The organism is Streptomyces sp. NPDC002809, assembly GCF_040295435.1.
Lineage (GTDB): Bacteria > Actinomycetota > Actinomycetes > Streptomycetales > Streptomycetaceae > Streptomyces.
In genome coordinates, this window is sequence record NZ_JBEOVJ010000045.1 from 1 (window position 1) to 23,570 (window position 23,570).

20 protein-coding genes and 4 pseudogenes are annotated in these 23,570 nt (G+C 71.5%); 15 read left to right on the forward strand and 9 right to left on the reverse strand.

Features of this window, described 5'->3' with window-relative positions:
* Window positions 1-117: 117 nt before the first annotated feature.
* A complete protein-coding gene (locus tag ABT025_RS24445) occupies window positions 118-690 on the reverse strand; it encodes a rhodanese-like domain-containing protein (protein ID WP_350998299.1) in 573 nt (190 codons plus the stop codon).
* Between the two features lie 100 nt (window positions 691-790).
* Here ABT025_RS24445 and ABT025_RS24450 point away from each other — a divergent pair, with 100 nt between their 5' ends.
* Window positions 791-1,069, forward strand: a complete 279-nt coding sequence (locus tag ABT025_RS24450) for a metal-sensitive transcriptional regulator (RefSeq protein WP_148015298.1) — start codon at window positions 791-793, stop codon at window positions 1,067-1,069.
* A gap of 26 nt (window positions 1,070-1,095) precedes the next feature.
* Here the strand turns inward: ABT025_RS24450 and ABT025_RS24455 are convergent.
* Window positions 1,096-1,477: pseudogene (locus ABT025_RS24455) on the reverse strand (TSUP family transporter); the annotation flags it as partial.
* Window positions 1,468-2,205, reverse strand: a pseudogene (locus ABT025_RS24460) (MBL fold metallo-hydrolase); the annotation flags it as partial. The pseudogenes ABT025_RS24455 and ABT025_RS24460, both read right to left, overlap by 10 nt.
* A 139-nt stretch (window positions 2,206-2,344) precedes the next feature.
* On the opposite strand from ABT025_RS24460, the gene ABT025_RS24465 reads away from it, so the two are divergent.
* Entirely contained in the window at window positions 2,345-3,076 is a 732-nt protein-coding gene (locus ABT025_RS24465; RefSeq protein ID WP_350998303.1) for a PIG-L deacetylase family protein, read from the forward strand.
* Between the two features lie 94 nt (window positions 3,077-3,170).
* Window positions 3,171-4,004: an enoyl-CoA hydratase/isomerase family protein gene (locus tag ABT025_RS24470; RefSeq protein ID WP_350998306.1), complete on the forward strand. Its 834-nt coding sequence runs from the start codon at window positions 3,171-3,173 to the stop codon at window positions 4,002-4,004.
* A gap of 34 nt (window positions 4,005-4,038) precedes the next feature.
* On the opposite strand, the gene ABT025_RS24475 is transcribed toward ABT025_RS24470, so the two are convergent.
* On the reverse strand, window positions 4,039-4,974 hold the full coding sequence (locus tag ABT025_RS24475) for an SDR family oxidoreductase (protein ID WP_350998307.1): 936 nt from the start codon (window positions 4,972-4,974) through the stop codon (window positions 4,039-4,041).
* A gap of 266 nt (window positions 4,975-5,240) precedes the next feature.
* On the opposite strand from ABT025_RS24475, the gene ABT025_RS24480 reads away from it, so the two are divergent.
* The 6 genes from ABT025_RS24480 to ABT025_RS24505 all read left to right on the forward strand — a co-directional run bounded on the left by ABT025_RS24480 (window position 5,241) and on the right by ABT025_RS24505 (window position 12,824).
* Complete coding sequence (locus ABT025_RS24480; RefSeq protein WP_350998310.1) at window positions 5,241-7,910, forward strand: glycoside hydrolase family 84 protein; 2,670 nt, start codon at window positions 5,241-5,243, stop codon at window positions 7,908-7,910.
* Between the two features lie 176 nt (window positions 7,911-8,086).
* On the forward strand, window positions 8,087-9,055 hold the full coding sequence (locus ABT025_RS24485) for an NADPH:quinone oxidoreductase family protein (RefSeq protein ID WP_350998313.1): 969 nt from the start codon (window positions 8,087-8,089) through the stop codon (window positions 9,053-9,055).
* The gene (locus ABT025_RS24490) at window positions 9,052-10,239 is read left to right on the forward strand and encodes an acyl-CoA dehydrogenase family protein (RefSeq protein ID WP_350998316.1); all 1,188 of its coding nucleotides are present in this window, start codon (window positions 9,052-9,054) and stop codon (window positions 10,237-10,239) included. Before ABT025_RS24485 ends, ABT025_RS24490 begins: the two co-directional genes overlap by 4 nt.
* On the forward strand, window positions 10,236-11,354 hold the full coding sequence (locus ABT025_RS24495) for an acyl-CoA dehydrogenase family protein (RefSeq protein ID WP_350998318.1): 1,119 nt from the start codon (window positions 10,236-10,238) through the stop codon (window positions 11,352-11,354). Before ABT025_RS24490 ends, ABT025_RS24495 begins: the two co-directional genes overlap by 4 nt.
* 240 nt (window positions 11,355-11,594) lie before the next feature.
* Window positions 11,595-12,470: a phosphatidylinositol-specific phospholipase C/glycerophosphodiester phosphodiesterase family protein gene (locus ABT025_RS24500; RefSeq protein ID WP_350998332.1), complete on the forward strand. Its 876-nt coding sequence runs from the start codon at window positions 11,595-11,597 to the stop codon at window positions 12,468-12,470.
* Between the two features lie 159 nt (window positions 12,471-12,629).
* Entirely contained in the window at window positions 12,630-12,824 is a 195-nt protein-coding gene (locus ABT025_RS24505; protein ID WP_350998335.1) for a hypothetical protein, read from the forward strand.
* 42 nt (window positions 12,825-12,866) lie between these two features.
* Here ABT025_RS24505 and ABT025_RS24510 read toward each other — a convergent pair.
* Together ABT025_RS24510 and ABT025_RS24515 are read right to left on the reverse strand one after the other, a co-directional pair.
* Window positions 12,867-13,214, reverse strand: a pseudogene (locus ABT025_RS24510) (MerR family transcriptional regulator); the annotation flags it as partial.
* 26 nt (window positions 13,215-13,240) lie between these two features.
* Window positions 13,241-14,002, reverse strand: a complete 762-nt coding sequence (locus tag ABT025_RS24515) for an SDR family NAD(P)-dependent oxidoreductase (protein ID WP_350998338.1) — start codon at window positions 14,000-14,002, stop codon at window positions 13,241-13,243.
* A 251-nt stretch (window positions 14,003-14,253) separates the two neighbouring features.
* On the opposite strand from ABT025_RS24515, the gene ABT025_RS24520 reads away from it, so the two are divergent.
* Window positions 14,254-14,982: a hypothetical protein gene (locus ABT025_RS24520; protein WP_350998341.1), complete on the forward strand. Its 729-nt coding sequence runs from the start codon at window positions 14,254-14,256 to the stop codon at window positions 14,980-14,982.
* Between the two features lie 141 nt (window positions 14,983-15,123).
* Window positions 15,124-16,713, forward strand: a complete 1,590-nt coding sequence (locus ABT025_RS24525; protein WP_502972014.1) for a hypothetical protein — start codon at window positions 15,124-15,126, stop codon at window positions 16,711-16,713.
* A 25-nt stretch (window positions 16,714-16,738) separates the two neighbouring features.
* On the opposite strand, the pseudogene ABT025_RS24530 reads toward ABT025_RS24525, so the two are convergent.
* Window positions 16,739-17,112 (reverse strand): annotated as a pseudogene (locus tag ABT025_RS24530) (helix-turn-helix domain-containing protein); the annotation flags it as partial.
* A 25-nt stretch (window positions 17,113-17,137) separates the two neighbouring features.
* Window positions 17,138-17,455 (reverse strand): hypothetical protein, encoded by a 318-nt coding sequence (locus ABT025_RS24535; RefSeq protein WP_350998343.1) that lies wholly within the window; start codon window positions 17,453-17,455, stop codon window positions 17,138-17,140.
* A 368-nt stretch (window positions 17,456-17,823) separates the two neighbouring features.
* On the opposite strand from ABT025_RS24535, the gene ABT025_RS24540 reads away from it, so the two are divergent.
* From ABT025_RS24540 to ABT025_RS24555, 4 genes are all read left to right on the forward strand, one after another.
* A complete protein-coding gene (locus tag ABT025_RS24540; protein ID WP_350998345.1) occupies window positions 17,824-19,221 on the forward strand; it encodes an APC family permease in 1,398 nt (465 codons plus the stop codon).
* Window positions 19,222-19,299: 78 nt separating this feature from the next.
* Window positions 19,300-20,184, forward strand: coding sequence for a PepSY domain-containing protein (locus ABT025_RS24545; RefSeq protein WP_350998348.1), 885 nt, complete (start codon window positions 19,300-19,302; stop codon window positions 20,182-20,184).
* 419 nt (window positions 20,185-20,603) lie between these two features.
* A complete protein-coding gene (locus ABT025_RS24550; protein ID WP_502972016.1) occupies window positions 20,604-21,770 on the forward strand; it encodes a serine hydrolase domain-containing protein in 1,167 nt (388 codons plus the stop codon).
* A gap of 252 nt (window positions 21,771-22,022) precedes the next feature.
* Window positions 22,023-22,472, forward strand: a complete 450-nt coding sequence (locus tag ABT025_RS24555) for a spore-associated protein (protein WP_350998354.1) — start codon at window positions 22,023-22,025, stop codon at window positions 22,470-22,472.
* Window positions 22,473-22,651: 179 nt separating this feature from the next.
* Here the strand turns inward: ABT025_RS24555 and ABT025_RS24560 are convergent, their stop codons facing one another.
* Window positions 22,652-23,542, reverse strand: a complete 891-nt coding sequence (locus ABT025_RS24560) for an LLM class F420-dependent oxidoreductase (protein WP_350998357.1) — start codon at window positions 23,540-23,542, stop codon at window positions 22,652-22,654.
* Between the last annotated feature and the right edge of the window lie 28 nt (window positions 23,543-23,570).

Consider the following 23,570-nt stretch of genomic DNA (forward strand, 5'->3'; position numbering starts at 1 on the left):
AATTAACCGTTCTCGACGCGCGCCAGCCGCTGGGCCGCGGGGGGTACCAACCGCGCCGCCTATTGGGGGTACCCGTACGCCCCGCTTGTGGCGACCGGCTCCCGCCTGCTTGTGGGCTCAGCCCTGGAGCGCGTCCAGCGTCGCGTCCAGGTTCGCGGCCGAGCGCGGGGCGCGATTGTGCGGGAGCTTCGACAGCACCGCCGCCATCCCGCACGTGTTCGTCACGGCCGAGAAGACGAGACCGGCTCCGACGCCGGCGGACAGCCAGCGCGCGGCCGGGTGGCGCACACCCGCCAGCAGGCCGGTCACGACGAGCGAACCGGCGGCGAGCCGCACCTGGCGCTCCATCGGCCAGGTGGTCCGGCCGCCTTCCGGACGGTCGAGACCGTGGCCCTCGCCCTCCCAGGCGGAGGTGCCGCCGGAGAGCGTCGCGGCATCGATGTCGGCCGCGGAGAGGATGTCGCAGGCCCTGGTGGAGCGGACGCCGGAGGCGCACACCACGAGCAGGGCGCCGCGGGCGGAAGCGGACTTGAGGGCGGCCACGGCCTCGGAGAGACGGTCGAGGGGGATGTTCAGGGCGCCGGGGACGTGCCCCGAGGCGTACTCGCCGGGGGCGCGTACGTCGATCACGGTGAACTCCGCGAGACGGGCGGCTGCCTGGGCGGGGGAGAGGGATACGGGGCTGGTCACGAGCAGTGTTTCCTTTCGTTCACCGGGTGTGAGGCAGAGACTGGGTCTCTCCTGCCCCGGACGGGCTAGAATACCCCTTGGGGTATCAAAAGGAGGATGTGTGGAACTCGACATGGCGGCCGATGAACTCAAATCGGTGCTCAATCGCCTGCGCCGCGCACAGGGCCAGCTCACCGGAATCATCAGGATGATCGAGGAAGGGCGAGACTGCGAGGACGTCATCACGCAGATGGCGGCCGTTTCGCGCGCACTCGACCGGGCCGGCTTCGCGATCATCGCGACGGGGCTTCAGCACTGCATGGCCGACGGCGGCAGCGAACCCGCGGACCGGGACCAGATGCGCGCCCGGCTGGAGAAGCTCTTTCTCTCGCTGGCCTGAGAGCGAATGGCGCGCGCCGCACCGGTTCACACGACGGAGTCGACGAGCATGGACGCGGCGACGGCCGGCAGTACCGCGCCGAAGATCCGTTGCAACCAGTCCGTGGAGACCCTGGCCGCCAGCCGCTTCCCGTCCCGGGCGCCGAGTACCGCCGTTACCGTGAAACGGGACGACGAGCGCCCAGTCCAGCACCGTGGGGGTGGCGAGCCGGGCGGCCGGTGCGGCCGTGGAGTTCACCGTGATGACCAGCAGACTGGTCCCGAACGGCCGCCGACATCGGTACGGCCAGGACGGTGACCAGCGCGGGGACGGCGAGGAAGCCACCGCCCACCCCAGCAGACCCGTCACCGCGCCGAGCCCGGCCCCTGCCCCGGCGGCCCCTCCTGACCGGCACGGCGCAGGTCCACGGGGGACGGGCCCGCCGCGTTCGCGGGCCCCATGTGCGCGTAGTGCGCCAGCACGTCGTCCGGGTCGGCGAGGAGGTCGACGACCAAGGCCTCCGCGTCCTTGACCAGTGCGGCGCTGCGTTCCCGCTCGGCGCCGATGGCCGACGAGGTGCCCTCGGCGCGGGAGGAGGGACAGAAACCGCCGAAGCCGTGCGTCGGCAGCGCCTCGACCGTGTCGGCCGGCTCGCCGGCGAGCCGGTGCACGGAGGCGTACCGGGCCCGCGCCGGCGTGCCGGTCAGCCGGGGCTCCACCGGATCGGGCCGGCCCACGCCGCGGATCAGCAGCGAGCCGCCGGTGAACGCCGCGACGGCGCGGCCCCTCTCCTCCAGGACGTACGCCATGTGGTGCGGGGTGTGTCCCGGGGCGGCCAGTGCGCGCAGCGTGAGACCGGCGTCGACCGGTGCGGTGTCGCCGTCGGCCACGGGGGTCCGGGCGAAGGACACCGCTGCGGCGGCGGACCCCGGATACGAGGCGCCGATGATGCGCGCCAGTTCCAGTCCGCCGGTCACGCAGTCGTTGTGCAGTTGCGTTTCGGCCACCGAGACGATCCGTACTCCGCGCACCGCGGCTGCCGCGATGAAGCCGTCGATGTCGCGCGGCCGGTCCACCGCCACGGCGGACCGCGGCCCTCCCGCCAGATGGCTGCGGTTGCCGAGGCCCGGTGTCTCGACGGTGTCGACGAAGAACACGACACCCTCCTCTCCATTCGATGCACCCCGGGGGTATTTCGGACGAGACCGACCCTGATACCCCAGGGGGTATATTTCGGCTCGCGCGAGGCGCGCGCGACACGGCGCCTCGCGCCGTCGGGGCGGTTAGCCTGCCGACATGACGGAGCAGCTGGAACCCATGCCCACGGACTGGCAGCGCGCCCTGGCTGTCGTCGCCCACCCCGACGATCTGGAGTACGGCTGCGCGGCGGCCGTCGCCGGGTGGACCGACGACGGCCGTGACGTCACCTACGTCCTGGCCACCCGGGGCGAGGCCGGGATCGACACGCTGGATCCGGACAGGTGCGCGCCGCTGCGCGAGCAGGAGCAGCGCGCGAGTGCGGCGGTCGTCGGGGTCTCCCGAGTCGAGTTCCTCGATCACCGTGACGGAGTGATCGAGTACGGTATCGGCCTGCGCCGCGACATCGCGGCGGCCGTTCGCCGGTACCGGCCGGAGCTGGTGATCACCCTCAATCACCGCGACACCTGGGGCGGTGTCGCCTGGAACACCCCGGACCACCGTGCGGTCGGCCGGGCCACGCTGGACGCGGCCGCCGACGCCGGTAACCGCTGGATCTTCCCGGAGCTGGCCGAGCAGGGCCTCGAGCCGTGGGGCGGTGTGCGCTGGGTGGCTGTGGCCGGATCCTCGACGCCCACACACGCCGTCGACGCGACGGCCGGCCTCGAACGGTCGGTGCAGTCGCTCCTCGCGCACCGCACGTACATCGAAGTCCTCACGGACGAGGACCCCGAGGCGTACTGCCGTAGCTTCCTCACCGGCTACGCCCGGGCGGCCGCCGAGCGTTTCGGGGGCCGCCCGGCGGTCACCTTCGAACTCTTCGCGCGCTGAGCCCGGACCGGCCCTGGCTCCATGCGGGCGCGCCGTCGTACGCTGGGCGGCGCACCTGGATCTGACGTTGCGTAAGCCAATGGGGAGGGGTCGCGTGCTAGACATCCTGGACCACGACATCCCGCCCGGCCGGGAGCGGATGTCGCTTCGGATCGAGAACGGCGTCGGTCTGCTGACGCTCTGCAGGCCGGAGCAGCTCAACGGCTGGAGCTGGGAGTCCAGCAGGCAGCTCGGCGTCATGGCCGACCGGCTCCGGTTCGACGACTCGGTCCGGGCGGTCCTGCTCCGGGGCGAGGGCCGGGCCTTCTGCGCCGGGATCGATGTCACCGCGCCCGGGGGTGACATCACGGGCCGTTCGCCCGCCGAGCGTACCCAGCGCTACTACGAGGGCATCCGCTGGGTGCACGAGCGCTTCGCCGCGTTCGCCGGGCTTCCGCAGCCGGTGATCGCCGCCGTACAGGGCTACTGCCTGGGCTTCGGCTTCGAACTCGCTCTCATGGCGGACATCCGGATCGCCGCGGACAACGCCGTGTTCGCGCTGCCGGAGGCCGGGATCGGAGTGGCGGTCGACGCCGGCGGCGACATGCGGATCGCGCGCGAAGCGGGGGCGGGCTGGGCGAAGTACCTCGCGCTCACCGGCCGTCGGATCGACGCGGCGACGGCGGAGCGGATCGGGTTGCTCCAGGCCGTCACCCCCCTCGGCGAACTGGAGGGCACCGCACGATCGGTCGCCGAGGCCGTGGCGGCGAACGCGCCCCTGGCCGTGCGGCACATCAAGCGGTCCGTCGACGCCTACGCGGATGCCGGAATGGGCGAGGCGCTGGACCGCACGGCCCTTGCCGCGGCGCTCACCCTCACCTCGCAGGACGCCGCCGAGGGCTACGCCGCGAAGGCGGCCCGCCGCCCGCCGCACTTCGACGGGACCTGATCCCGCCGCTCCGGGCAGCCCTCGTCGGCCCGGTTCACGGCCCGTCGGTGCCCGGCAGGGTGAAGGGCCCGCGGCCCAGCTGTTCGCGTACCGGCACCACGGGCGGTGCGACCAGGGAGCGCCGTTGCCAGTTCGCACCGTCGACCACAAGCGAATGGCCGGAGACGAACGCGGCGTACGGCGAGGCCAGGAAGGTCGCCGCCCAGCCCAGTTCGCGCGGCAGCCCCACCCGCAGCGCGGGCTGCCGCGCGTCGAGTTCCCGGTTCCCGCTCCCTGCCGCGGCACCGTCCCGGTCGAGGTGTCCACGGATGTCACCGGTCATGTCCTCGTGCGGCATCAGTCCGGGCACCAGCCCGTTGACGCGGATTCCGTACGGTCCCCACTCCACGGCAAGGGTCTCGACCAGGTTCTTCACCCCGGCCTTGGCGGCCGCCGAGTGGGCATATCCGGGGCCGCCCGTCCAGGCGTACGAGGCGCCGACGCACACGATCGAGCCGGCGGTCCCGGCCGCGAGGTGGCGCCTCGCGAACTCCCGGGTCATGAACCAGGTCCCGGTGAGGGTGATGTCGAGGACTGCCCGCCAGGCGTTGGGCGACAGGTCCTCGGCAGGTGACGGGAAGTTGGCCGCCGCGTTGTTGACGAGTACATCGGGCGGCCCCGTTTCCGCATCGACCGCGTCGAACACCTCCGTGACCCTGTCCGGGTCCCGGATGTCGCCGGGGACGGCCAGGACCCGGCCGCCGGTCAGCGGCGCCAGTTCCTCCCGGGCGGCGGCCAGTCGCTCGGCGTTCCGGCCGACGATCACCAGATCGGCCCCCAGCCGGGCGAACTCGGCGGCGACTGCCTTGCCGAGGCCCGAGCCGCCGCCGGTCACCAGCACCACGCTGCCGTCGTACGTGCCTGCCGGCAGGGCGCTCGCGCCCAGTGGGGGAGGGGCGGCGATTCCGGGAGTGTGCATGCTCTCCGTCATGGACGCATGAGTACCGCTTCCATCGGCACAAGGCCAGGCCGGAGAGGTGAAAAGCCAGGCCGGAGAGGCGAAAAGCCAGGCCGGAGAGGCGAAAGGCCGGGCAAGCAGGCCGGGCTTCCGCGGGACGAAAATCCAGGTCTGCGAGACGAAAGTCCAGGTACACGCGCTGACGTTGTCCAGACCATTGACATGTAAGCGACACGATGTTGAATTCGGTGATGTTGTGTTGCGTGACTCTGGTGACTTGAGTGACCGATGGAGGACCTGTGACGCCTCGCCCACCCCGCCTCACCGCGATCGCCGCGGCCGCGGCCCTGCTCGTCGGTGGTCTGCTGACCACCGGGCCCGCCGCCCAGGCGGCCGACAACAGACCGGGCGGCACCCCGGCCAAGGCCCAGGACACCCCGGCCATCACCCCCACCCCGCAGTCCGTCACGAACCGGTCCGACCGGATCACGATCACTCCCACCGTCACTCTGGTCACAGGGGAGACGGCCGACGGGCCGACGCTCGACGTCGTGACGGCCGCCCTGCGCAAGGCCGGTGCGAAGCGGGTCGTCCGCGCCACGCGGCCGGCCGCGAACGGGCTCAACGTGCACGTCGGTGACGCCGGCGCGCTGGCCGCCCAGAAGCTCGAAGGGCCGTCGGGCCTGCCCGCCGACGGATACGTCCTCGGCATCGGGGCGGGCCGTATCGTCCTCGCGGGCAAGGACACCACCGGCACGTACTACGCCGCGCAGACCCTGCGCCAGATCCTGCCGCAGCAGGCGCACCCGGGAGCCGGGGTCGCCGGACTGGCGGTGCGCGACTGGCCCGGCACCGCGCTGCGGGGCGTCATCGAGGGCTTCTACGGCACCCCGTGGTCCCACGAGGCCCGCCTGGACCAGCTCGACTACTACGGCGAGCACAAGATGAACATCTACGTGTACTCGCCCAAGGACGACGCCTACCTCCGCGAGAAGTGGCGGGACCCGTATCCGGCCGACCAGTTGGCGCAGATCAAGGACCTCACCGACCGGGCGGTCCGACGCCATGTGGAGTTCACCTACGCGCTCTCTCCCGGCCTGTCGGTCTGCTACAGCTCCGACGAGGACGCGCAGGCGCTCGTCGACAAGTTCCAGACGATCTGGGACATCGGCGTGCGCACCTTCGCAGTGCCGCTCGACGACATCAGCTACACCGACTGGAACTGTGACGCCGACAAGGCGAAATGGGGGACCGGGGGCGGTGCGGCGGGCGCCGCGCAGGCGTATCTGCTGAACAAGGTCAACCAGGAGTTCATCGCCACCCACCCCGGTGCCGAGCCGCTCCAGATGGTCCCCACCGAGTACTACAACGTGGCTGAGTCCCCGTACAAGACGGCCCTGTCCGAACAGCTCGACCCGGACGTGCTCGTCGAGTGGACCGGTGTCGGCGTGGTCGCCCCGACCATGACGGTCGCTCAGGCGGACGCGGCCCGGAAGGTGTTCGGACACCCGATCCTGACCTGGGACAACTACCCGGTGAACGACTACGCGACCAACCGGCTGCTGCTCGGCCCGTTCAACGGCCGGGAGAAGGGACTGCCGGGCCGGCTGGCCGGGATCACCGCCAATCCGATGATCCAGCCGTACGCCTCGAAGCTCTCGCTGTACACCGTCGCGGACTATGCCTGGAACGACGGAGCGTACGACCCGCGCACCTCGTGGGGCCGGGGACTCAAGGAGTACGCGGGCGGCGACCCGCGCACCGAGCGGGCCCTGCGCGCCTTCGCCGACGTCAACTACAGCTCGGCCCTCAACATCGACAAGGCGCCGGAACTGGCCGCGGAGATCGCGGGTTACTGGAAGTCCGGTGACGCGAAGCGGCTCACCTCGGTGCTCACCGACCTCGGTGCCGCGCCCGCCCGGCTGCGCGCGGACCTCCCGGACGGCGGCTTCATCGAGGACTCGGGCCCCTGGCTGGACGCCACCGAGTCCTGGGCGACAGCGTCGGGCACCGCCCTGCGGATGGTCGAGGCGGCCCGTGCCGGAAACGGTGACCGGGCCTGGGAGCTCCGGCAGCAACTGCCCGCCCAGGTCGAGCACGCCAAGTCGTTCACGTACACCGGGCTCGACGGGCGCAAGGTGCCGGTCCTCGTGGGTGACGGGAAGCTGGACGGGTTGATCGACTCGGCCACCGCCGAGTACGACCGGATCCTCGGCGTGAGCGGCCGGCCGACGGCGTCGACGAGCCTCGGTACGTACCAGAGCAACACCCTCGCCAGGGTTCTCGACGGCGACGACTCCACCTACTTCTGGAGCGACGGGGCGCCCGCCGCGGGCGACCATCTCACCGTGGACCTCGGGGAGGCCAGGGACATCGGCGACGTCACCCTCGCGATGGCCAAGCCCGGCAGCACCGACGACTACCTCCACAGCGGAGTGCTGGAGTACTCGACGGACGGGCAGAACTGGACACAGCTCACCGAGTTCTCCGGGAAGCCGGACGTCACCGCGACCGTCCCCGCAGGCACCGAGGCCCGCTACGTGCGGGCCAGGGCGACCGCCGGCCAGAACAGCTGGCTCGTCGTCCGCGAGTTCGGCGTGGCGACCACGGACGGCGAGATCACGGGCAACCCGCCCGCCGCCGCCGGATCCGCTCTGCGCTCGGCTGCCGACGGAGACCCGGCCAGCGTGTACCGGGCCGCGCGCGTGCCCGAGGCCGGCGAATCCCTGGAGGTGGGCCTCGTCGCCGAGCGTGCGGTCGGCGCGGTCACGGTCCTCCAGCCGGCCGGATCAAAGGCCGCGGCCGACATCCAGCTGCGGAGCGCGGACGGGAGCTGGCAGACCATCGGCTCGCTCGACGGCCCGTACACGAGGGTCGAGGCGGCGGGCCGGACCGCCGACGCGGTACGTCTCGCCTGGCACGCGGGTTCCGCGGCGCCCAGCATCGCGGAGGTCGTGGTCGGCAAGTAGTGGCCCCGTTCCACCGTGCGCCCGGCGCCGCCGCACCCTTGGGGGGCGGGGCCGGGCGCACGCCCATGCCACGGCCCGGCCGAACCGGTCACCCGCAGGTTGTTCCCAGAGGGGCAAGCGACCGCTTAGTATGCGCCGGAGCAGTGGAAATGCCGACAGTGTTGTGGAGGCCCCTCATGCAGGCATGGCGAGTGCACCGGAACGGCGAGCCGAGCGAGGTGATGCGGCTCGAAGAGACGGACCGTCCGACGCCCGGCGGCGGACAGGTGCTCATCGAGGTGCTCGCGGCGAACATCAACTTCCCCGATGCGCTGCTCTGCCGCGGCCAGTACCAGGTGCGGCCCCCGCTGCCGTTCACGCCCGGCGTCGAGATCTGCGGCCGGACCGAGGACGGCCGCCGGGTGCTCGCCACCCCCGCCCTGCCGAACGGCGGATTCGCCCAGTACGTCGTCGCGGACGAGACGGCCCTGCTGCCGGCCCCGGACGCCCTGGACGACGCCGAGGCGGCGGCCCTGCACATCGGCTACCAGACCGGCTGGTTCGGACTGCACCGCCGGGCGCGCCTCCAGGCCGGCGAGACTCTTCTCGTCCACGCAGCGGCGGGTGGCGTCGGCAGTGCGGCCGTGCAGCTCGGCAAGGCCGCCGGGGCCACCGTCATCGGTGTGGTCGGTGGTCCCGAGAAGGCCAAGACCGCCGCCGAGCTCGGCTGCGACCTGGTCATCGACCGGCGTACCGAGGACATCGTCGCCGCGGTCAAGGAGTTCACCGCCGGCCGTGGCGCCGACGTGGTGTACGACCCCGTCGGCGGTGACGCGTACGCCAAGTCCGTGAAATGCATCGCCTTCGAGGGGCGGGTGATCGTCGTCGGCTTCGCCAGCGGGGTCATCCCCACCCCCGGGCTCAACCACGCCCTGGTGAAGAACTACTCGGTCGTCGGGCTCCACTGGGGCCTGTACAACACGAAGGACCCGCAGGCGGTCCGCGACTGCCACGACGAGCTCACCCGGCTCGCCGCACAGGGCGTCATCAAGCCGCTCATCAGCGAACGGGTCCCGATGGACGGGGCAGCGGCCGCCGTCCAGCGCGTCGCCGACGGCACCAGCACCGGCCGCATCGTCGTCCTCCCGTCAGGAGCCGCCCGATGACCGCCCCCGACGCCGCCGAACTGCGCCGCCGCACCCGCGAACTCCTCGCCGCACACCCCCCGTCCACCACCGGTCGCACCGACTTCCTCAAGGCGCGCTTCGACGCCGGACTCGCCTGGGTGCACTACCCGACCGGCCTCGGCGGCCTCGACGCACCGCGCTCCCTCCAGCCCGTCGTCGACGCCGAGCTCGCCGCGGCGAACGCCCCGGACAACGACCCGCGCCGCATCGGCATCGGCCTCGGCATGGCCGCGCCGACCGTTCTCGGCTTCGGCACCGAGGAGCAGAAGCAGCGGTTCCTGCGCCCCCTGTGGGTCGGCGAGGAGGTGTGGTGCCAGCTCTTCAGCGAGCCGGGTGCCGGCTCGGACCTGGCCGCCCTCGGCACGCGCGCCGTGCGCGACGGCGAGGACTGGGTGGTCGACGGACAGAAGGTCTGGACGTCCAGCGCCCATGTGGCGCGCTGGGCGATCCTCATCGCCCGCACCGACCCGGACGTGCCCAAGCACCGCGGCATCAGCTACTTCATCTGCGACATGACCGACCCGGGTGTCGAGGTGCGACCGCTGCGCCAGATCACCGGTGAGGCCGAGTTCAACGAGGTCTTCCTCACCGGGGTGCGCATCCCCGACAGCCGTCGGCTCGGCGCGGTCGGGGACGGGTGGAAGGTCGCGCAGACGACGCTCATGAACGAGCGTGTCTCCATCGGCGGATCCCGGATCCCGCGCGAGGGCGGCATGATCGGCCCCGTCGCCAGGACCTGGCGCGAACGTCCGGAACTGCGCACCCACGACCTGCACCAGCGCCTGCTGACCCTCTGGGTCGAGGCCGAGGTCGCCCGTCTCGCCGGCGAGCGGCTGCGCCAGCAGCTCGTCGCGGGGCAGCCGGGACCCGAGGGTTCCGGCATGAAGCTCGCCTTCGCCCGCCTCAACCAGGAGATCAGCGGCCTCGAAGTCGAACTCCTCGGCGACGAAGGACTGCTGTACAGCGACTGGACCATGCGACGCCCGGATCACGTCGACTTCACCGGACGTGACGCCGGCTACCGCTACCTCCGCTCCAAGGGCAACTCCATCGAGGGCGGCACGAGCGAGGTACTGCTCAACATCGTCGCCGAACGCGTGCTCGGTCTGCCCGCAGAGCCGCGCAACGACAAGGACGTCGCCTGGAAGGACCTCTCCCGATGAGCGCACAGACCGAACCGAGCCAGGCGCCCGACATGCTGTACTCGGAGGCCGAGGAGGACCTGCGGGCCGCGGTCCGCTCCCTGCTCGCCGACCGGTGCGACGCGCCGACGGTGATCGCCCGCACCGAGTCCGACACGCCGTACGACCCGCAGCTCTGGAAGGGCCTCGCCACCGACATCGGCGCGGCCGGCCTGCTGGTGCCCGAGAAGCTCGGCGGACAGGGCGCCACCCACCGGGAGGCCGCCGTCGTCATCGAGGAACTCGGGCGCAGCGTCGCCCCCGCGCCGTACCTGACCAGCTCCGTCGTCGCCACCGAGACACTCCTGGCGCTCGGTGCCGAGGACGGGCCGGTGGGCGGACTGCTCGCCGATCTGGCGGCGGGCCGCAAGGTCGCCGTGCTCGCCGTGCCCTTCTCCGCCGCGGCGTCCGACACGCCGGTGGTGACCGGAACCCTCGACGGAACACTCGGACCGGTCGCCGACGCGGCAGCCGCCGACGTGCTGCTGGTGCCCACCACCGACGGCCTCTACGCGGTCACCACGGACGCGCCCGGTGTCGTCGTCCAGCCGCTCGTCCCGCTCGACCTCACCCGCCCGCTCGCCACCGTCACCCTCACGGCTGCCACCGGAACCCGCCTCGCGGATGCCGCGGCGGCGCGGGCCGCGGTGGACCGGGGGCTGCTGGCCGGTGCCGGGCTCCTCGCCTCCGAGCAGCTCGGACTCGCCGAGTGGTGCCTGACCGAGACCGTCCGGCACACCCGGGAGCGCCACCAGTTCAACCGCCCGGTCGGCTCCTTCCAGTCGCTCAAGCACCGCATGGCGCAGCTCTGGCTGGAAGTCGTGTCGGCCCGGGCGGCGGCACGGAACGCCGCCGACGCCCTGGCGACAGACAGCCCCGACGCGCCGTTGGCGGTGGCCGTGGCTCAGGCGTACTGCTCCGGGGTCGCCGTCCACGCGGCGCAGGAGTGCGTCCAGCTGCACGGCGGCATCGGAATGACCTGGGAGCACCCGGCGCACCTGTATCTGAAGCGGGCCAAGGCCGATGCGACCGCCTTCGGCACGGCGGGCCGCCATCGTGAATCCGTCGCCGCACTGATGGAGCTGCCGGCGCCGTAGCGGCATCGGCGGACCGGGAGCGGGGGTGCGTGCTCACGCACCCCCGCTCCGCGGTGTCGCGGCGTACCGATGCGGGCGGCACGGCCGTTTCGTGCGGATCCCGCCACGGCAGGCGGAACGCGGGTCGACGGACGGGCGGCGAACGAGACAACTCTCCTCAACCGTCCTCCTGTTGAGGCGCGACGCTTCCATACTCGGTCGCGTCCGCCCGTCCGGCACGCCTCGCAACCGGGAGATTCCATGGCGTTCCCCACCCGCCGCCGCGTCGTCACCACCGCACTGGCCACCGCGGCCGCAGGCACCTTCGTACCCCTTCGAACGGCCACGGCCGACGAAGCCCGGCCCGCCCGGGTCTCCCGGCCGCTGCTCCGGGCTCACGCGCACAACGACTATCTGCACTCCCGCCCGCTCCATGACGCACTGGCGCAGGGATTCACCAGTGTCGAGGCGGACATCTTCCTCGTGGACGGCGAACTGCTCGTCGCCCACGAGGCCACTGACCTCGACCCCGCCCGAACCCTTTCCGCGCTCTACCTCGATCCACTCCTCGCCAGGGTCCGTGCCAACCACGGGACCGTGTTCCGCGGCGACCCGGCACCGGTTCAGCTCTTGATCGACATCAAGACGGACGGCGAGGCCGCCTACGCGGAACTCGACCGCCAACTCCGACGCCACCGGCAGATGCTGACCTCCTTCCAGCACGGCCGGGTGCGGCCGGGAGCCGTCACCCCCGTCATCTCCGGCGACCGGGCCGCCCGCGCCCCGATGGAGGCCCAGCGCACCCGGTACGCCTTCTACGACGGCAGGCTCGACGACCTCGGCACCGCGGCCACGGCCTCGTTCATCCCTCTCATCAGCAGCAGCTGGACCGGGACGTTCGGCTGGCTGGGCACCGGCCCCGTCCCGCCCGCCGAACGGGACGCCCTGCGCGCGATCACTGCCGCCGCGCACCGCGAGGGGCAGCGCGTGCGCTTCTGGGCCACGCCCGATGCGCCGGGCCCCGAGCGCGAAGCGGTCTGGGCCGAGCTGCTGGCGGCCGGGGTGGACCACCTCAACACCGACGACCTCGCGGGACTCGCCCGCTTCCTCCGTACCCACGACCGGGTCGCGCGGTGAGCCTGCCCGTGGCCCACGGCGCGATCTGAGACCTCTCGACCCGTCAGGGCCGCTTCATCCGTACCCGTTTGGCGGACACGCCAGTGCGCCGGATGGCTCCTCCGCTGCGCCAAACTGACGCCGAATGCCGCAATTCCGGCGCGGCGGAGGAGGTTGGCCATGGCCATTTCGATCTCACTGGTGCTGCTTCTGCTGATTCTCGCGGTGATCTTCCTCCGCAACGGCGGACTGAAGGTCTCGCACGCCCTGGTCTGCGCCCTCCTCGGGTTCTTCCTCGCGGGCACGAGCATGGCCCCCACCATCCAGGAAGGCCTCACTGCCACCGCCGATGTCGTCAGCAGCATCAGGCCCTGACCGCACCACCGGGCCGGCGGCTCCGTCCTGAGGGGCCGGGCCGCCCGACAGGGTCCGCAGCGCCGTGGCCAGCCGGTCCCTGGCCGCGGTCTGGGCGGCGATCCGCGCTTCGAGGACGGCCAGCCGCTCGCGGGCGATGCGCAGTCCCCGCTCTGAGTGCGGGGCCGCGGCGACGTCGCCGTCCAGGCAGGGCAGGAACATCCGTACGTCGTCCAACGTGAGCCCGGCAGCCAGCAGATGACGGATGTTGCGGACCCGGACCACCGACGGCTTCTCGTACACGCGGTATCCGTTGGCCGCCCGCCGCGAGGTGATCAGCCCGGCCTGCTCGTAGTGGCGCAACGCCCGCGCGGTCGTGCCGGTGGCCTCGGCCAGTTCACCGATCAGCACCCCCACCACCTCCCCGTTCAGTCCTATCACGCGACCACCGCGCCACCGTCGACCGCGAGAATCGCACCGGTGATGAACGAGGAGTCCGGTGAGGCGAGATGGACGATCGAGCGGGCCACCTCATCTGGCCTGCCGATCCGGCCCAGTGGCGTGTGTGCCAGTTGCCACTCCCGGAGCGCCGTCAGCTGGTCCGGGGTCAGTCCCTGGTGCTTCCCGCTCGGTGTGGCGATCGCGCCGGGTGCGACCGCCACGACGCGGATGCCGCGTGGTGCGAGCTCGACCGCCCAGCTGCGGGTGAGCAGTTCCAGGGCCGTCTTGGTTGCCGCATAGACGGAACTGCCGGGCCAGGCCCGCTGGCCGATCGACGTACTGACGTTCACGATGACACCGCGGGAAGCCTCCAGCAGGGGCAGTGCGGCCTGGGAGAGCAGCATGGGTGCGACCAGGTTGGTGGCGATCTGCGGCTCGATCGTTCCGGTGGAGAGGGTGCCGAGTGCGCCGCTGCGGACCACGGCGGCGTTGTTGACCAGCACGTCGAGTCGGCCGTACGTCTCCTGCGCGGTCCGGATGATGCGCTCGGGCTCACCGGGCCCGGTGATGTCCGCCACCAGCGGCACGATCCGGTCGTTGCCGGCGGCGGCCTCTTCGAGCGGTCCGCGGCGCCGGCCCACGGCGAGCACGGAGGCCCCGTCGGCGGCGAAGGCATGGGCGGTGGCGCGGCCGATGCCGGTTCCGGCTCCGGTGATGGCGACGATCCGGCTGAGAGGAGCTGCTGGGCTGCTGTTCATGCCGTGATCGTGCAACCCTGCCGTCAGTGGCAAGGTCAAGCAGTGGCACGGAAATGCGCACGAACGATCCCGGCGGACGCCGGAACATAATTATTGCGGTCGAATCGTCACATAGTGATGCCGGCTGGGGTCCCTGGGCATCCGGATGTGAAACGGTCCGGTGGGGCGCGGGGAGGGTCGGACCGCGGCCTCGCCCAGCGCGGCAACGGCCGCCGGGCGCCGCACCGAGCCGGGACCCGGAGAGCGCACCCATGTCATTCCCTCCTCCCTTTGGTCGCGATCCGGGCGCCGTCCACCACGAGCACTGCAGGAGCAGTCGCTGCTGCCGGTGTCAGCAGCGGCCCTGGGCGACGGCCGTCGGCAGTGAACGCCTCTGCGGGCTCTGCGCCTCCTGCTGCCGGGAGTGCGGCCGGGCGCCCGCCCCGCACCTGGACGGTCTCGACCACGGGCTCTGCGGTGACTGCCGCGGACTGTGCGGCCGCTGCGGTACGCCGCTCGCGGCCGACGGCGAATGCCAGTGTCCGCGATGGCAGCGGCCGGGGGCCGATCCGATCGGCTATCTCCTCCATGCGCTGCCGCCGCCCCTCATACGGGAGTTCCGCGGCCGTTATCCGAACGAGCTCGTGGTGCTGATCAGGCGGGAGCTCGGCCGGCGCACCCCCGACCAGCTCCTGGACCGGGTCGAGCGACGGTGGAACGCCCGCTGGTCCCACACGCTTCAGGAGAAGGACGAGGAAGGACGCCGCCGACAGCCCTGGGAGATCGCCGAACAACTGCTGCGGCCGGGACTCTGCGCCGAGCCGGGTTGTGAGGACGGCAGACTGATCACCACCGACTCCCCGTGCTCGCGCTGCGTGAATCCCCTGCACCGCTTCGTGCCGGCCCAGGCCGACCGCGGCGCCGCCTCGGACCGGGCCAGGACCACGGCGGCCGCGATCAGGCGCGAGATGCTCGACCGCCGTACCGGCGGGCGGCGCTGAGTCCCCGGGGCGCTGCACTGCCCGGCGGCATTGCGCCTTCGTGAAGTGTCCATGAAACGCAGTGCATTTCCATGGACACCTCAAGGGCCTCGCCCTAGCGTCGGGCGGCGGCGCGACCCCCGCCCCCGACCGAGGAGTCCGATGTCCCCGCAGTCCAGAAGTGGACCCTTCCGAGCCCTTGCCCTGGTGCTTGCCCTCTGTGCCTCGGTGTTCATGGTGTCCGGTACGCCGGCCGTCGCGGCCGAGATCCCCAGGGCCCCCGGGCACCGGCTGGTCAGTGACTACACGGGCGGGCCGGCCACTGCCGCGCCCGTGCCGGGACAGGCCCCGCCGCAGCACCCCTTCCTCGCCCCGAACGGCCGCAGCGGCATGCACGCCGACGCCGCGGGCAGCGGCACCTACCCGTACGCGGGACCGCTCGGCCGTGACCTGGAGGTCAGCAGCGAACAGATCGCGCCGGTGGGCGGCGAATGCGCCACCGCCACCTTCGACGCGGCGGGCCGGCTGATCACGGTGTGCGGCACGTTCACCGGATTCCTGCTCAAACTCCTGGACCCGCGCACCCTCGACACCCTCGCCGAGTACGCCCTGCCGCAGCGCTCCTCGACCGTCGAGGCCATCACACAGCTCGACTTCTCGAAGATATTCAAGGACACCTCGGGCGGCGCCTACTTCTACCTCGACAACCAGGACCGGGTGGTCCTCGCCGACTCACGCCAGCACATCCAACGGATCGCGCACGCACAGGCGGCCGACGGGAGCTGGCGGTTCACCGTCGTCGACGACTGGGACCTCACCGGCCAGGTGCCGCACGACTGCGTCAGCTGGACGAACCTCCACCCGAGCGGCACCTGCGATCCCGTCACCTCCGTCATGCCCGACTGGCAGGGCCGCATCTGGTGGGTGACCCGGCTCGGCCGGGTCGGCACCGTCGACCCGCAGACCTCCGCCGTCCGGTCCGTGCAACTCACCGGCGAGGAGATCCAGAACTCGTTCTCCGTCGCCGAGGACGGCGTCTCGATCGTCACCGACCACGCCCTCTACAGCTTCGGGGTCACGTCCGACGGCACCCCACGCGTCCAGTGGCGGCAGACGTACGACCGGGGGACCGGCACCAAACCCGGCTCGGTGAACCAGGGTTCGGGCACCACCCCCGACCTCTTCGGCGAAGGCGACGACTACGTCGCGATCACCGACAACGCCGACGACCGGATGAACGTGCTCGTCTACCGACGCGCCCCGGGCGTCCCCGACGACCGCCGTCTCGTCTGCAAGGTCCCGGTCTTCGGCTCCGGAGCCTCCACCACCGACAACTCCATGATCAGCCGCGGCAACAGCCTCGTTGTCGAGAACAACTACGGCTACGAGAACGTGAGCACGCTCCTTCTCGGCCGCAGCGTCGTCGGCGGAGTCGCCCGCATCGACGTACGCCCCGACGGCAGCGGCTGCGACACGGTCTGGGAAAGCGCCGTCCGCTCGCCCTCCACCGTGCCCAAACTGTCCACCGCCAACGGCCTTCTCTACTTCTACGAGAAGCAGCCCAACGCTCTCGGCATCGATGCCTGGTATCTCACCGCCGTCGACTACCGCACCGGGGAACGCCGTTGGTCGAAGCTCACCGGCACGGGACTCTCGTACGACAACAACTGGGCGCCGGTCACCATCGGCCCCGACGGAACGGCCTACGTAGGCGTCTTCAACGGCATCGTGGCGGTCCGCGACACCCGGTGACCCCGGCCCGGGCGGAAGGCGGTGTTCAGCCGGCCACGGCCCGGGCATGGCGGTGCTCGGGCCGTGGCCGGTGTCGCCGCGCTCCAGGGTGGGGCGCTGATCCGGCCCACTGCCTCCACGTGCTTGAGATACCGATGTGCGGTGGAGCGGCTCAGCCCTGCCCGGGACGCCACCTCGTGCGCGGACAGCGGCCCACGGCCGAGGACAGCACCTGGCAGATCACGTCGGCGGTGGGGGTCGAATGCCCCTCCGGCAGACCCGCCGCCGGCACGGACTCCGTGGTGCGCAGGGCTCCGAAGATCTGGTCGGCCTGCTCCTGCCCGGTCTCGCCCGGCCGCCCTCCACACCCTCCGGGGTACGGCACAGCTTCGCGTAACTCTCCGGTTTCGACCGGAGAGCTACGCGAAGCCGAACGGCTCGCGTACTAATCCGCCGCGGCTTCCCCCGCCGCGTGCTCCGGTCCGGACTGCGCGGCCGGGACGGTGGCCTGCGAGCCCCGCCGGACGGCTTCCACCGCCGCCTCGTGCAGCGTGCGGCTGGCTTCCTCCGACGGGCACGGCACCGGGCTGCCCGCCATCGTGAACCAGTCGGCCGCATCGGTGTACTGCACGGTGATCTGCGCCGTGCCCTCCGCCCACGTGGTGTGGACGGTCAAGTCGCCGGACAGCGGCCCGACCTCCTCGGTGAGCACTCCGCCGTGCCCCGAGTAAACTCCGCGTGTCGTCCAGGACGCCCAGGTCATGCATCCAGGCTCGCACCAAAGCCCGCGTCACGCGACCCACGGGCGATGAGTCCCCGAGCGGCATGGTTCGCCGGCCGTGCCGGTGGGGCCCGTCGGTGAACCGCGGGTGGATTTGAATGAAGTTTTCCGAGCGCCCGCGCTGCGGTTCCCGCAGCGGCCGATTCCGTTGCCCTGACACGATCTTGACGGCAAACCGTTGAAAAGTGATCTCCTAGCGACGAATTCCGAAGGAAAACTGCTATTGACCTGCGGAACGCGTCGGTATTGCATGACGCGCTGGGAGCACCGGAACCATCCATCACACCTCGTCCGGAGGCGATACCGCTCCCACGCTCAGACATCGCACCTGTTGATCGGAACCCGACTCGATGACCGACACGCTCAGCGCTCCACAGGCGCTCGCCCCCGCGACCGGCCCCACCCCGCAGAAGCTCAAGCGTTCCATCGGCGTCGTCGGGGGGACCCTGCTCACGCTCTCCTGCGTGACTCCCGCCTCCACCCTCTTCGTGGTGGTGCCGGACCTGTTCTCCAGCCTCGGCACGTACACCGCCCTCACCATCGCCATCGGATCGCTGCTCTGTATCGCGGTGGCTTTCTGTTACTCGGAGCTGGGCACCCTCATCCCCAGCGCCGGTGGCGAGTACGCCATGGTGTCGACGATGGCGGGCCGGCTCGCCGGCTGGCTCGTGTTCGTGCTCTCCCTGCTCGTCGTCATGATCGTGCCCCCGGTCATCGCCATGGGTACCGCCGACTACCTCGCGCCCCTCGTCCACATCCCCGCCTCCCTCGCCGGGGCGGGCGTCATGCTTCTGGCCACCCTCGCCGGCCTTCTCGACCTGCGTGCGAACGCGTGGATCACCGGCATCTTCCTGGTGCTGGAAGTGATCGCCGCCGGTGTCGTCGCCGTGCTCGGGTTCGCCCATTCCGAGCGGGGAGCCTCCGCGCTCGTGCACGGGTCCGTCGCCGCGCCGGGCGGCACGAGTTCGAACGTCACCGCCATGATGGTCGTCTCCGGGCTGGCCATCGCCCTCTTCATCACGCAGGGCTTCTCCACCGCCGTCTACCTCTCGGAGGAACTGGAGAACCCGCGGCGCAACGTGGCCCGTACCGTCCTCGCCACGCTGGCGATCTCGACGGCCGTCATCCTCGTCCCCGTCATCGCCATCACCATGGGCGCACCCGACCTCGCGGCCCTGACCTCCGGCGACCTCAGCGGCATGGTCGAGGCGTGGTCCAACTCGGCCGTGGGCACGTTCGTCAGCCTCTGCGTCGCGCTCGCCATCATCAACGCCGGCATCGTCATGGTCATCCAGAACTCCAGGGTGCTGTTCGCCTCCGCCCGCGACAAGGCCTGGCCCGCCCCCGTCAACAGGGCCCTGTCCCGGCTCGGCCGGTTCAGCTCGCCGTGGGTGGCGACGCTCGTCGTCGGCATTCCGGGTGCGGCTCTCTGCTTCGTCAACCTCGACACCCTGTACGGCGTCACCGGGGTCTCCGTCACCGCCATGTACCTGCTGGTGGCCGTCGCGGCGCTGCTCTGCCGGCGCGGCTCGCACCGCGGCGCACCCGCCTGGCGCATGCCGCTCTGGCCCTCGATCCCGGTGCTGCTCATCCTCGTCCTCGCGTACATCCTGACTCGGCAGGAGACCGAGTACCTGCTCTGGACCGGGGGGATCACCGCCGTCGCCACGCTCTACTGGGCCCTGTATCTGAGGCCCCGCCGCTCGACCCGCTGGCTGGTGAGCATCCCCGAGGACGAACAGGCCTGAGACGGGTTCTCCGGTGATCGGGTGACACCGGAGCGTGGCACGTCATGCCGGACCTGCGGCGCGGTTAGGTATGCGGGCATGACATGTGACTCGCCACCGAAGAACACGGGTTTCCTCCGCACCCAGCGCCTTCGCGCCGCCGGCGCCGCCGGCGTCCTCCTGGCTGCGGCCCTGCTCACGGGCTGCGGCCAGGACAACGGTGACACCTCGACCGGCACGGCCACCTCGGAAGCGGCGCGCGCCGTCCCGGAGCGGACGACGACCCCCTCGTACAGCGCGAGCAAGAGCGCTTCGCCGAGCGCCGCGCTGACGAAGGACCAGAAGGACCGCAAGACACTCATCGACTCCACCAAGATCACCTTCGACAAGGCCGTCACGACGGCCGAGGGCGCCGTCAGCGGCGGAAAGGTGGTCGAACTCGACCTGCGGGGTCCGGGGGAGTCGGACGACGACACCGACCGGGAGAGCGCGTCGCCCACCGCGAGCGCCTCGCCGTCAGGCAACAGCGCCTCGCCTTCCGGGAGCCCGAGCCCCTCCCCGACCGGCACCGCCGCCTCCCCGACCGGCGCCTCCCCCTCGCCCGGCGGCGCGAGTGAATCGCCCGCCGCCACCGGCCCGGAATGGGTCGCGACGGTCGCGGTGAAGGACGGGACCGAGCACTCCGTGCGCATCGACGCCGTCTCGGGCAAGGTGATCAAGTCCACCGCGGACACCGAACAGGACGCCGAGGAGAAGAGCCGTACGGCCGACTGGATCGCCAAGGCCAAGCAGACCCCGCAGCAGGCGGCCAAGGCGGCCACGGACAAGAAGAAGGGGACGGTCACGTCCCTGGACCTGGAGGAGAACGACAAGAACGTCCTCGTCTGGTCGGTGGACGTCGTCGACAAGGACTGGAACGAGACCACGGTCGACATCGACGCCGCCACGGGCTCCGTCACCGGCGAGGAGACCGACACCGACTGACCCGGGTACGCCCGGCCCGCCGTACGCACGCATGCATGCCCCCGGTTCGCACGGACCGGGGGCACTCTCATGTCGCGCGTCGGAGGCGGGGCCTCCACCGGATTCCGGGCGCGCACGCCCCTGATCCTTCGTTGAACGCGCTGAGTAGTGGGCGTGGTGTGCCCGCAGGCTGTCCCTTGAACTCACCGTGTGATCGGCGTACTTCCGAGTGCTTCCGAGCCGTCGCCGGACCGGATCCGGGCTGCGTTCCGGTTGGGAGAGAGGGGCGGTCCACCGGCGGGTCGAGGGTGTCCGGCGGCCGCCCGCACCGGCGGACTCGTCGCGCTCGGCCGGATGGAGCAGAGCCGCGCGCAGGCTGCGGACCGGCGGGCGAAGCTGGACGTTCCACGTGCTCACGTCTCAGGAGTCCTTCCGTGCTGATTCCCGGCTTCCCGCGGGTCCGCCTGCCCCTCGTCGCCCTGCTGGCCGCCGCATGCGTGGCCGGGTCGGCACACGTCCCGGCCCATGCCGAGGACGCCTCCGCCGACCACGACCGCGCACTGCGACGGCAGTTGCAGGAACTGACCACCGCGCCCGGCGGGCCACCCGGAGCGATCGCCGTACTCGAGCGAGGCTCCCGCACCGAAGTCTTCCGGGCCGGAGTGGCCGAGACCGGCACCCGCCGCGCGATCGCGGTCACCGACCACATGCGCATCGCCAGCACGGCCAAGGCGTACAGCGGCGCGGTCTCCCTCCAGCTCGTCGACCGCGGGAGGCTGCGACTGAACGACACCATCGGCCGGGTGCTTCCGCGGCTGCCGCGTGCCTGGCACCGGGTCACGTTGCGTCAGCTCCTGAACCACACCAGCGGACTGCCGGACTACACCGAAGACCCGGAGTTCCTGGACCTGCTGACCGCGAACCCGCGGCGCCACTTCGACTCCCGCCGGCTGCTGGACTTCGTCGCCGCCGAGCCGCTCGCGTTCCGCCCCGGGGCCCGGTACGCCTACTCCAACTCCGACAACATCGCCGTGGCGCTGATGGCCGAGGCGGTGACAGGCCGCCGCTACGAGGAGCTGCTCGCCCGGCTCGTGTACCGCCCGCTGGGCCTGCGGAGCACCACCCTGCCGCAGAGCTACCGGATGCCCGAGCCGTACATGCACGGATACGACGTCACCCCGCCGGACCCGCCCGAGGACGTCAGCGAGGCGCTGAGCGCGTCGGGCGTGTGGGCGTCGGGCGGGATCATCTCGACGCCGAAGGACATGACGGCTTTCATCCGCGGCTACGCCGGCGGGAGCCTGGGCTCCGACCGGACACGCCGACAGCAGCTGAAGTGGGTGGACGGTGCATCCGAACCGGCAGGCCCGGGCGAGAACAAGGCCGGCCTAGCGATCTTCCGGTACACCACCCGCTGCGGTGTGGTGTACGGCCACACGGGCAACTTCCCCGGCTACACACAACTGATCGCGGCCACCCCGGACGGCAAGCGGTCGCTGACCTTCTCCCTGACCACCCAGGTCAACAAGACGAACAAGCCCGTGCTGCTGGAGCGAGTGCGGGCCGTGGAGGAGAACTTCGTCTGCGCGCTGTTGCGTGAGCAGTAGCCCGGAGACGGGCGGCGGGACTCCCTGTCCGGCTCCGCCCCTGCCGCTCATCCCGCTCCTGCCGGGGAAAGAGTATTTCGCGGTGCCGCGCGGGACCTGCCCCGATCCCGCGATCCGTCGTGCCTCGCCCGGCCCGATCGAGCCGTGCACGGGGCCCGCGGCACCTCGCGTCGCGCCGGGTACAACCATCCCCGCCGCCCGTGGGTCACATCAAGTGGGAGTATTCCGCTCTCAAAGATACAAGGGGGATAAATGGGAAGCATGCGTAATATCGCGGTCGCCGGGGCGTTGAGCACTCTGGTCGTGGGCGCCACGGTCGTGTGCGGCACGGCCGCTTCCGCCGCACCCAACGTCACGCCGCAGGGCGTCTGCGGCAAGGCCTACAAGACAGTGAACTCGGTACCCGTCGGCTCGCTGGGCACCGTCTACCTGACGTACAACTCCTCGAACGGGAAGAACTGCGTCGCGACCATCCGCGCCAACCCGGGCACGGCCAAGGAGGTGTCCACGTACATCTACGTGCCGGACACCGACGAGTGGGCCGGGGACTCCGGGAACTACACGTCGTATGCGGGGCCGGCCTACGTGTACGGGAAGGGCCACTGCGTGAGTTGGGGTGGCAGCATCGCCAACGTGTACGTGTCGGTGGACAACTCCAACTGCGCGGCGCGCGTCGAACGCCGGGTCACCGAAGTTCGCTGATCCGGGCGTCCCGAGGCGGTCCGCCGGGCCTGTGGGAGGTGGGAGGACGCCGGCCTTCCAGGGGGCCGGCGGACCGCCGTAGCCGGTCACGGCGCCGCCGCCGGATGCCTCCGGGCCGGAGGTGCGGGGCGGCGGCGACGATGTACGTGGCCCGGCGGCGCCTTCTTCGGGACTGCCCGCTACAACTCATCACCGAAGGCCTCGGCCAGAGCACGCCATTCGGCTCGCGGAAGGCCGGCGCCGCCCTCGTCGGCGGTGAGGACCTGAAGGGCGACATGATCGGCGCCGGCGTCGAGGTACTGCCGAGTCCGGGCCTTCACCTGCTCGGTGTCGCCCAGGGCGAAGAGGGAGTCGAGGAGGCGAATGCTGCCGCCGCCCTCGAAGTCGCTCTCCGCGAATCCCAGGCGCAGCAGGTTGTCGGTGTAGTTGGGCAGCCGGAGGTACATCGCCAGCATGGTCCGCGCGGTGATGCGGGCCCGGTCGAGATCGGTGTCGAGCACGACGGACAGTTCCGGGGCGAGCAGCGCTTCGGGACCGAGCGCCTCGCGGGCTTCCGCCGTGTGCTCGGTGGTGACGAGGTAGGGGTGGGCGCCGAGCGCCCGACCGGACGCGAGCTTCAGCATCTTCGGGCCGAGCGCCGCCAGTACACGATGTCCGGAGTCCACGGGCGGGGTGGCGGAGTCCAGTGCGTCGAGGTAGGCGACCATCGCGCTGTACGGCTTCGCGTACTGCGGCACCATCGGGCCGTGGCTGACCCCCAGGCCGAGGACGAGGCGCCCGCGGGCGCTCGCGTCGAGCGAAGCGATCCGGGCCGCCACCTCCGCAGCGGTGTGGTCCCAGATGCTCAGGATGCCCGTGGCCACGGTGACCGAACGGGTGGCGGCGACGACAGCGGCCGCGTCGTCGGGCGAGGGACTGCCCCCGATCCAGAGCGTGCCGTATCCCAGGTCCTCGAGCTCGGTGACCGCCTCCGCGATCGCAGCCTTCCCCGCGTCGTCCGCCCGTGACCAGTGCAGGGCGCTGCTCCAGATGCCGACCTGTCCGAACGTCTCACGTGTCTCAGAAGTCATGGTGTGATCAACAGCGACGCGCGCCCAC

Bases quoted from the DNA above. Each gene is read 5' to 3' on its own strand.
- ABT025_RS24485 (WP_350998313.1), top strand. From the start codon at position 8,087: ATGCAGGCATGGCGAGTGCACCGGAACGGCGAGCCGAGCGAGGTGATG.
- ABT025_RS24515 (WP_350998338.1), bottom strand. From the start codon at position 14,002: ATGAACAGCAGCCCAGCAGCTCCTCTCAGCCGGATCGTCGCCATCACC.
- ABT025_RS24520 (WP_350998341.1), top strand. From the start codon at position 14,254: ATGTCATTCCCTCCTCCCTTTGGTCGCGATCCGGGCGCCGTCCACCAC.
- ABT025_RS24535 (WP_350998343.1), bottom strand. From the start codon at position 17,455: ATGACCTGGGCGTCCTGGACGACACGCGGAGTTTACTCGGGGCACGGC.
- ABT025_RS24500 (WP_350998332.1), top strand. From the start codon at position 11,595: ATGGCGTTCCCCACCCGCCGCCGCGTCGTCACCACCGCACTGGCCACC.
- ABT025_RS24490 (WP_350998316.1), top strand. From the start codon at position 9,052: ATGACCGCCCCCGACGCCGCCGAACTGCGCCGCCGCACCCGCGAACTC.
- ABT025_RS24525 (WP_502972014.1), top strand. From the start codon at position 15,124: ATGTCCCCGCAGTCCAGAAGTGGACCCTTCCGAGCCCTTGCCCTGGTG.
- ABT025_RS24545 (WP_350998348.1), top strand. From the start codon at position 19,300: ATGACATGTGACTCGCCACCGAAGAACACGGGTTTCCTCCGCACCCAG.
- ABT025_RS24465 (WP_350998303.1), top strand. From the start codon at position 2,345: ATGACGGAGCAGCTGGAACCCATGCCCACGGACTGGCAGCGCGCCCTG.
- ABT025_RS24555 (WP_350998354.1), top strand. From the start codon at position 22,023: ATGGGAAGCATGCGTAATATCGCGGTCGCCGGGGCGTTGAGCACTCTG.
- ABT025_RS24505 (WP_350998335.1), top strand. From the start codon at position 12,630: ATGGCCATTTCGATCTCACTGGTGCTGCTTCTGCTGATTCTCGCGGTG.
- ABT025_RS24475 (WP_350998307.1), bottom strand. From the start codon at position 4,974: ATGACGGAGAGCATGCACACTCCCGGAATCGCCGCCCCTCCCCCACTG.
- ABT025_RS24495 (WP_350998318.1), top strand. From the start codon at position 10,236: ATGAGCGCACAGACCGAACCGAGCCAGGCGCCCGACATGCTGTACTCG.
- ABT025_RS24560 (WP_350998357.1), bottom strand. From the start codon at position 23,542: ATGACTTCTGAGACACGTGAGACGTTCGGACAGGTCGGCATCTGGAGC.
- ABT025_RS24540 (WP_350998345.1), top strand. From the start codon at position 17,824: ATGACCGACACGCTCAGCGCTCCACAGGCGCTCGCCCCCGCGACCGGC.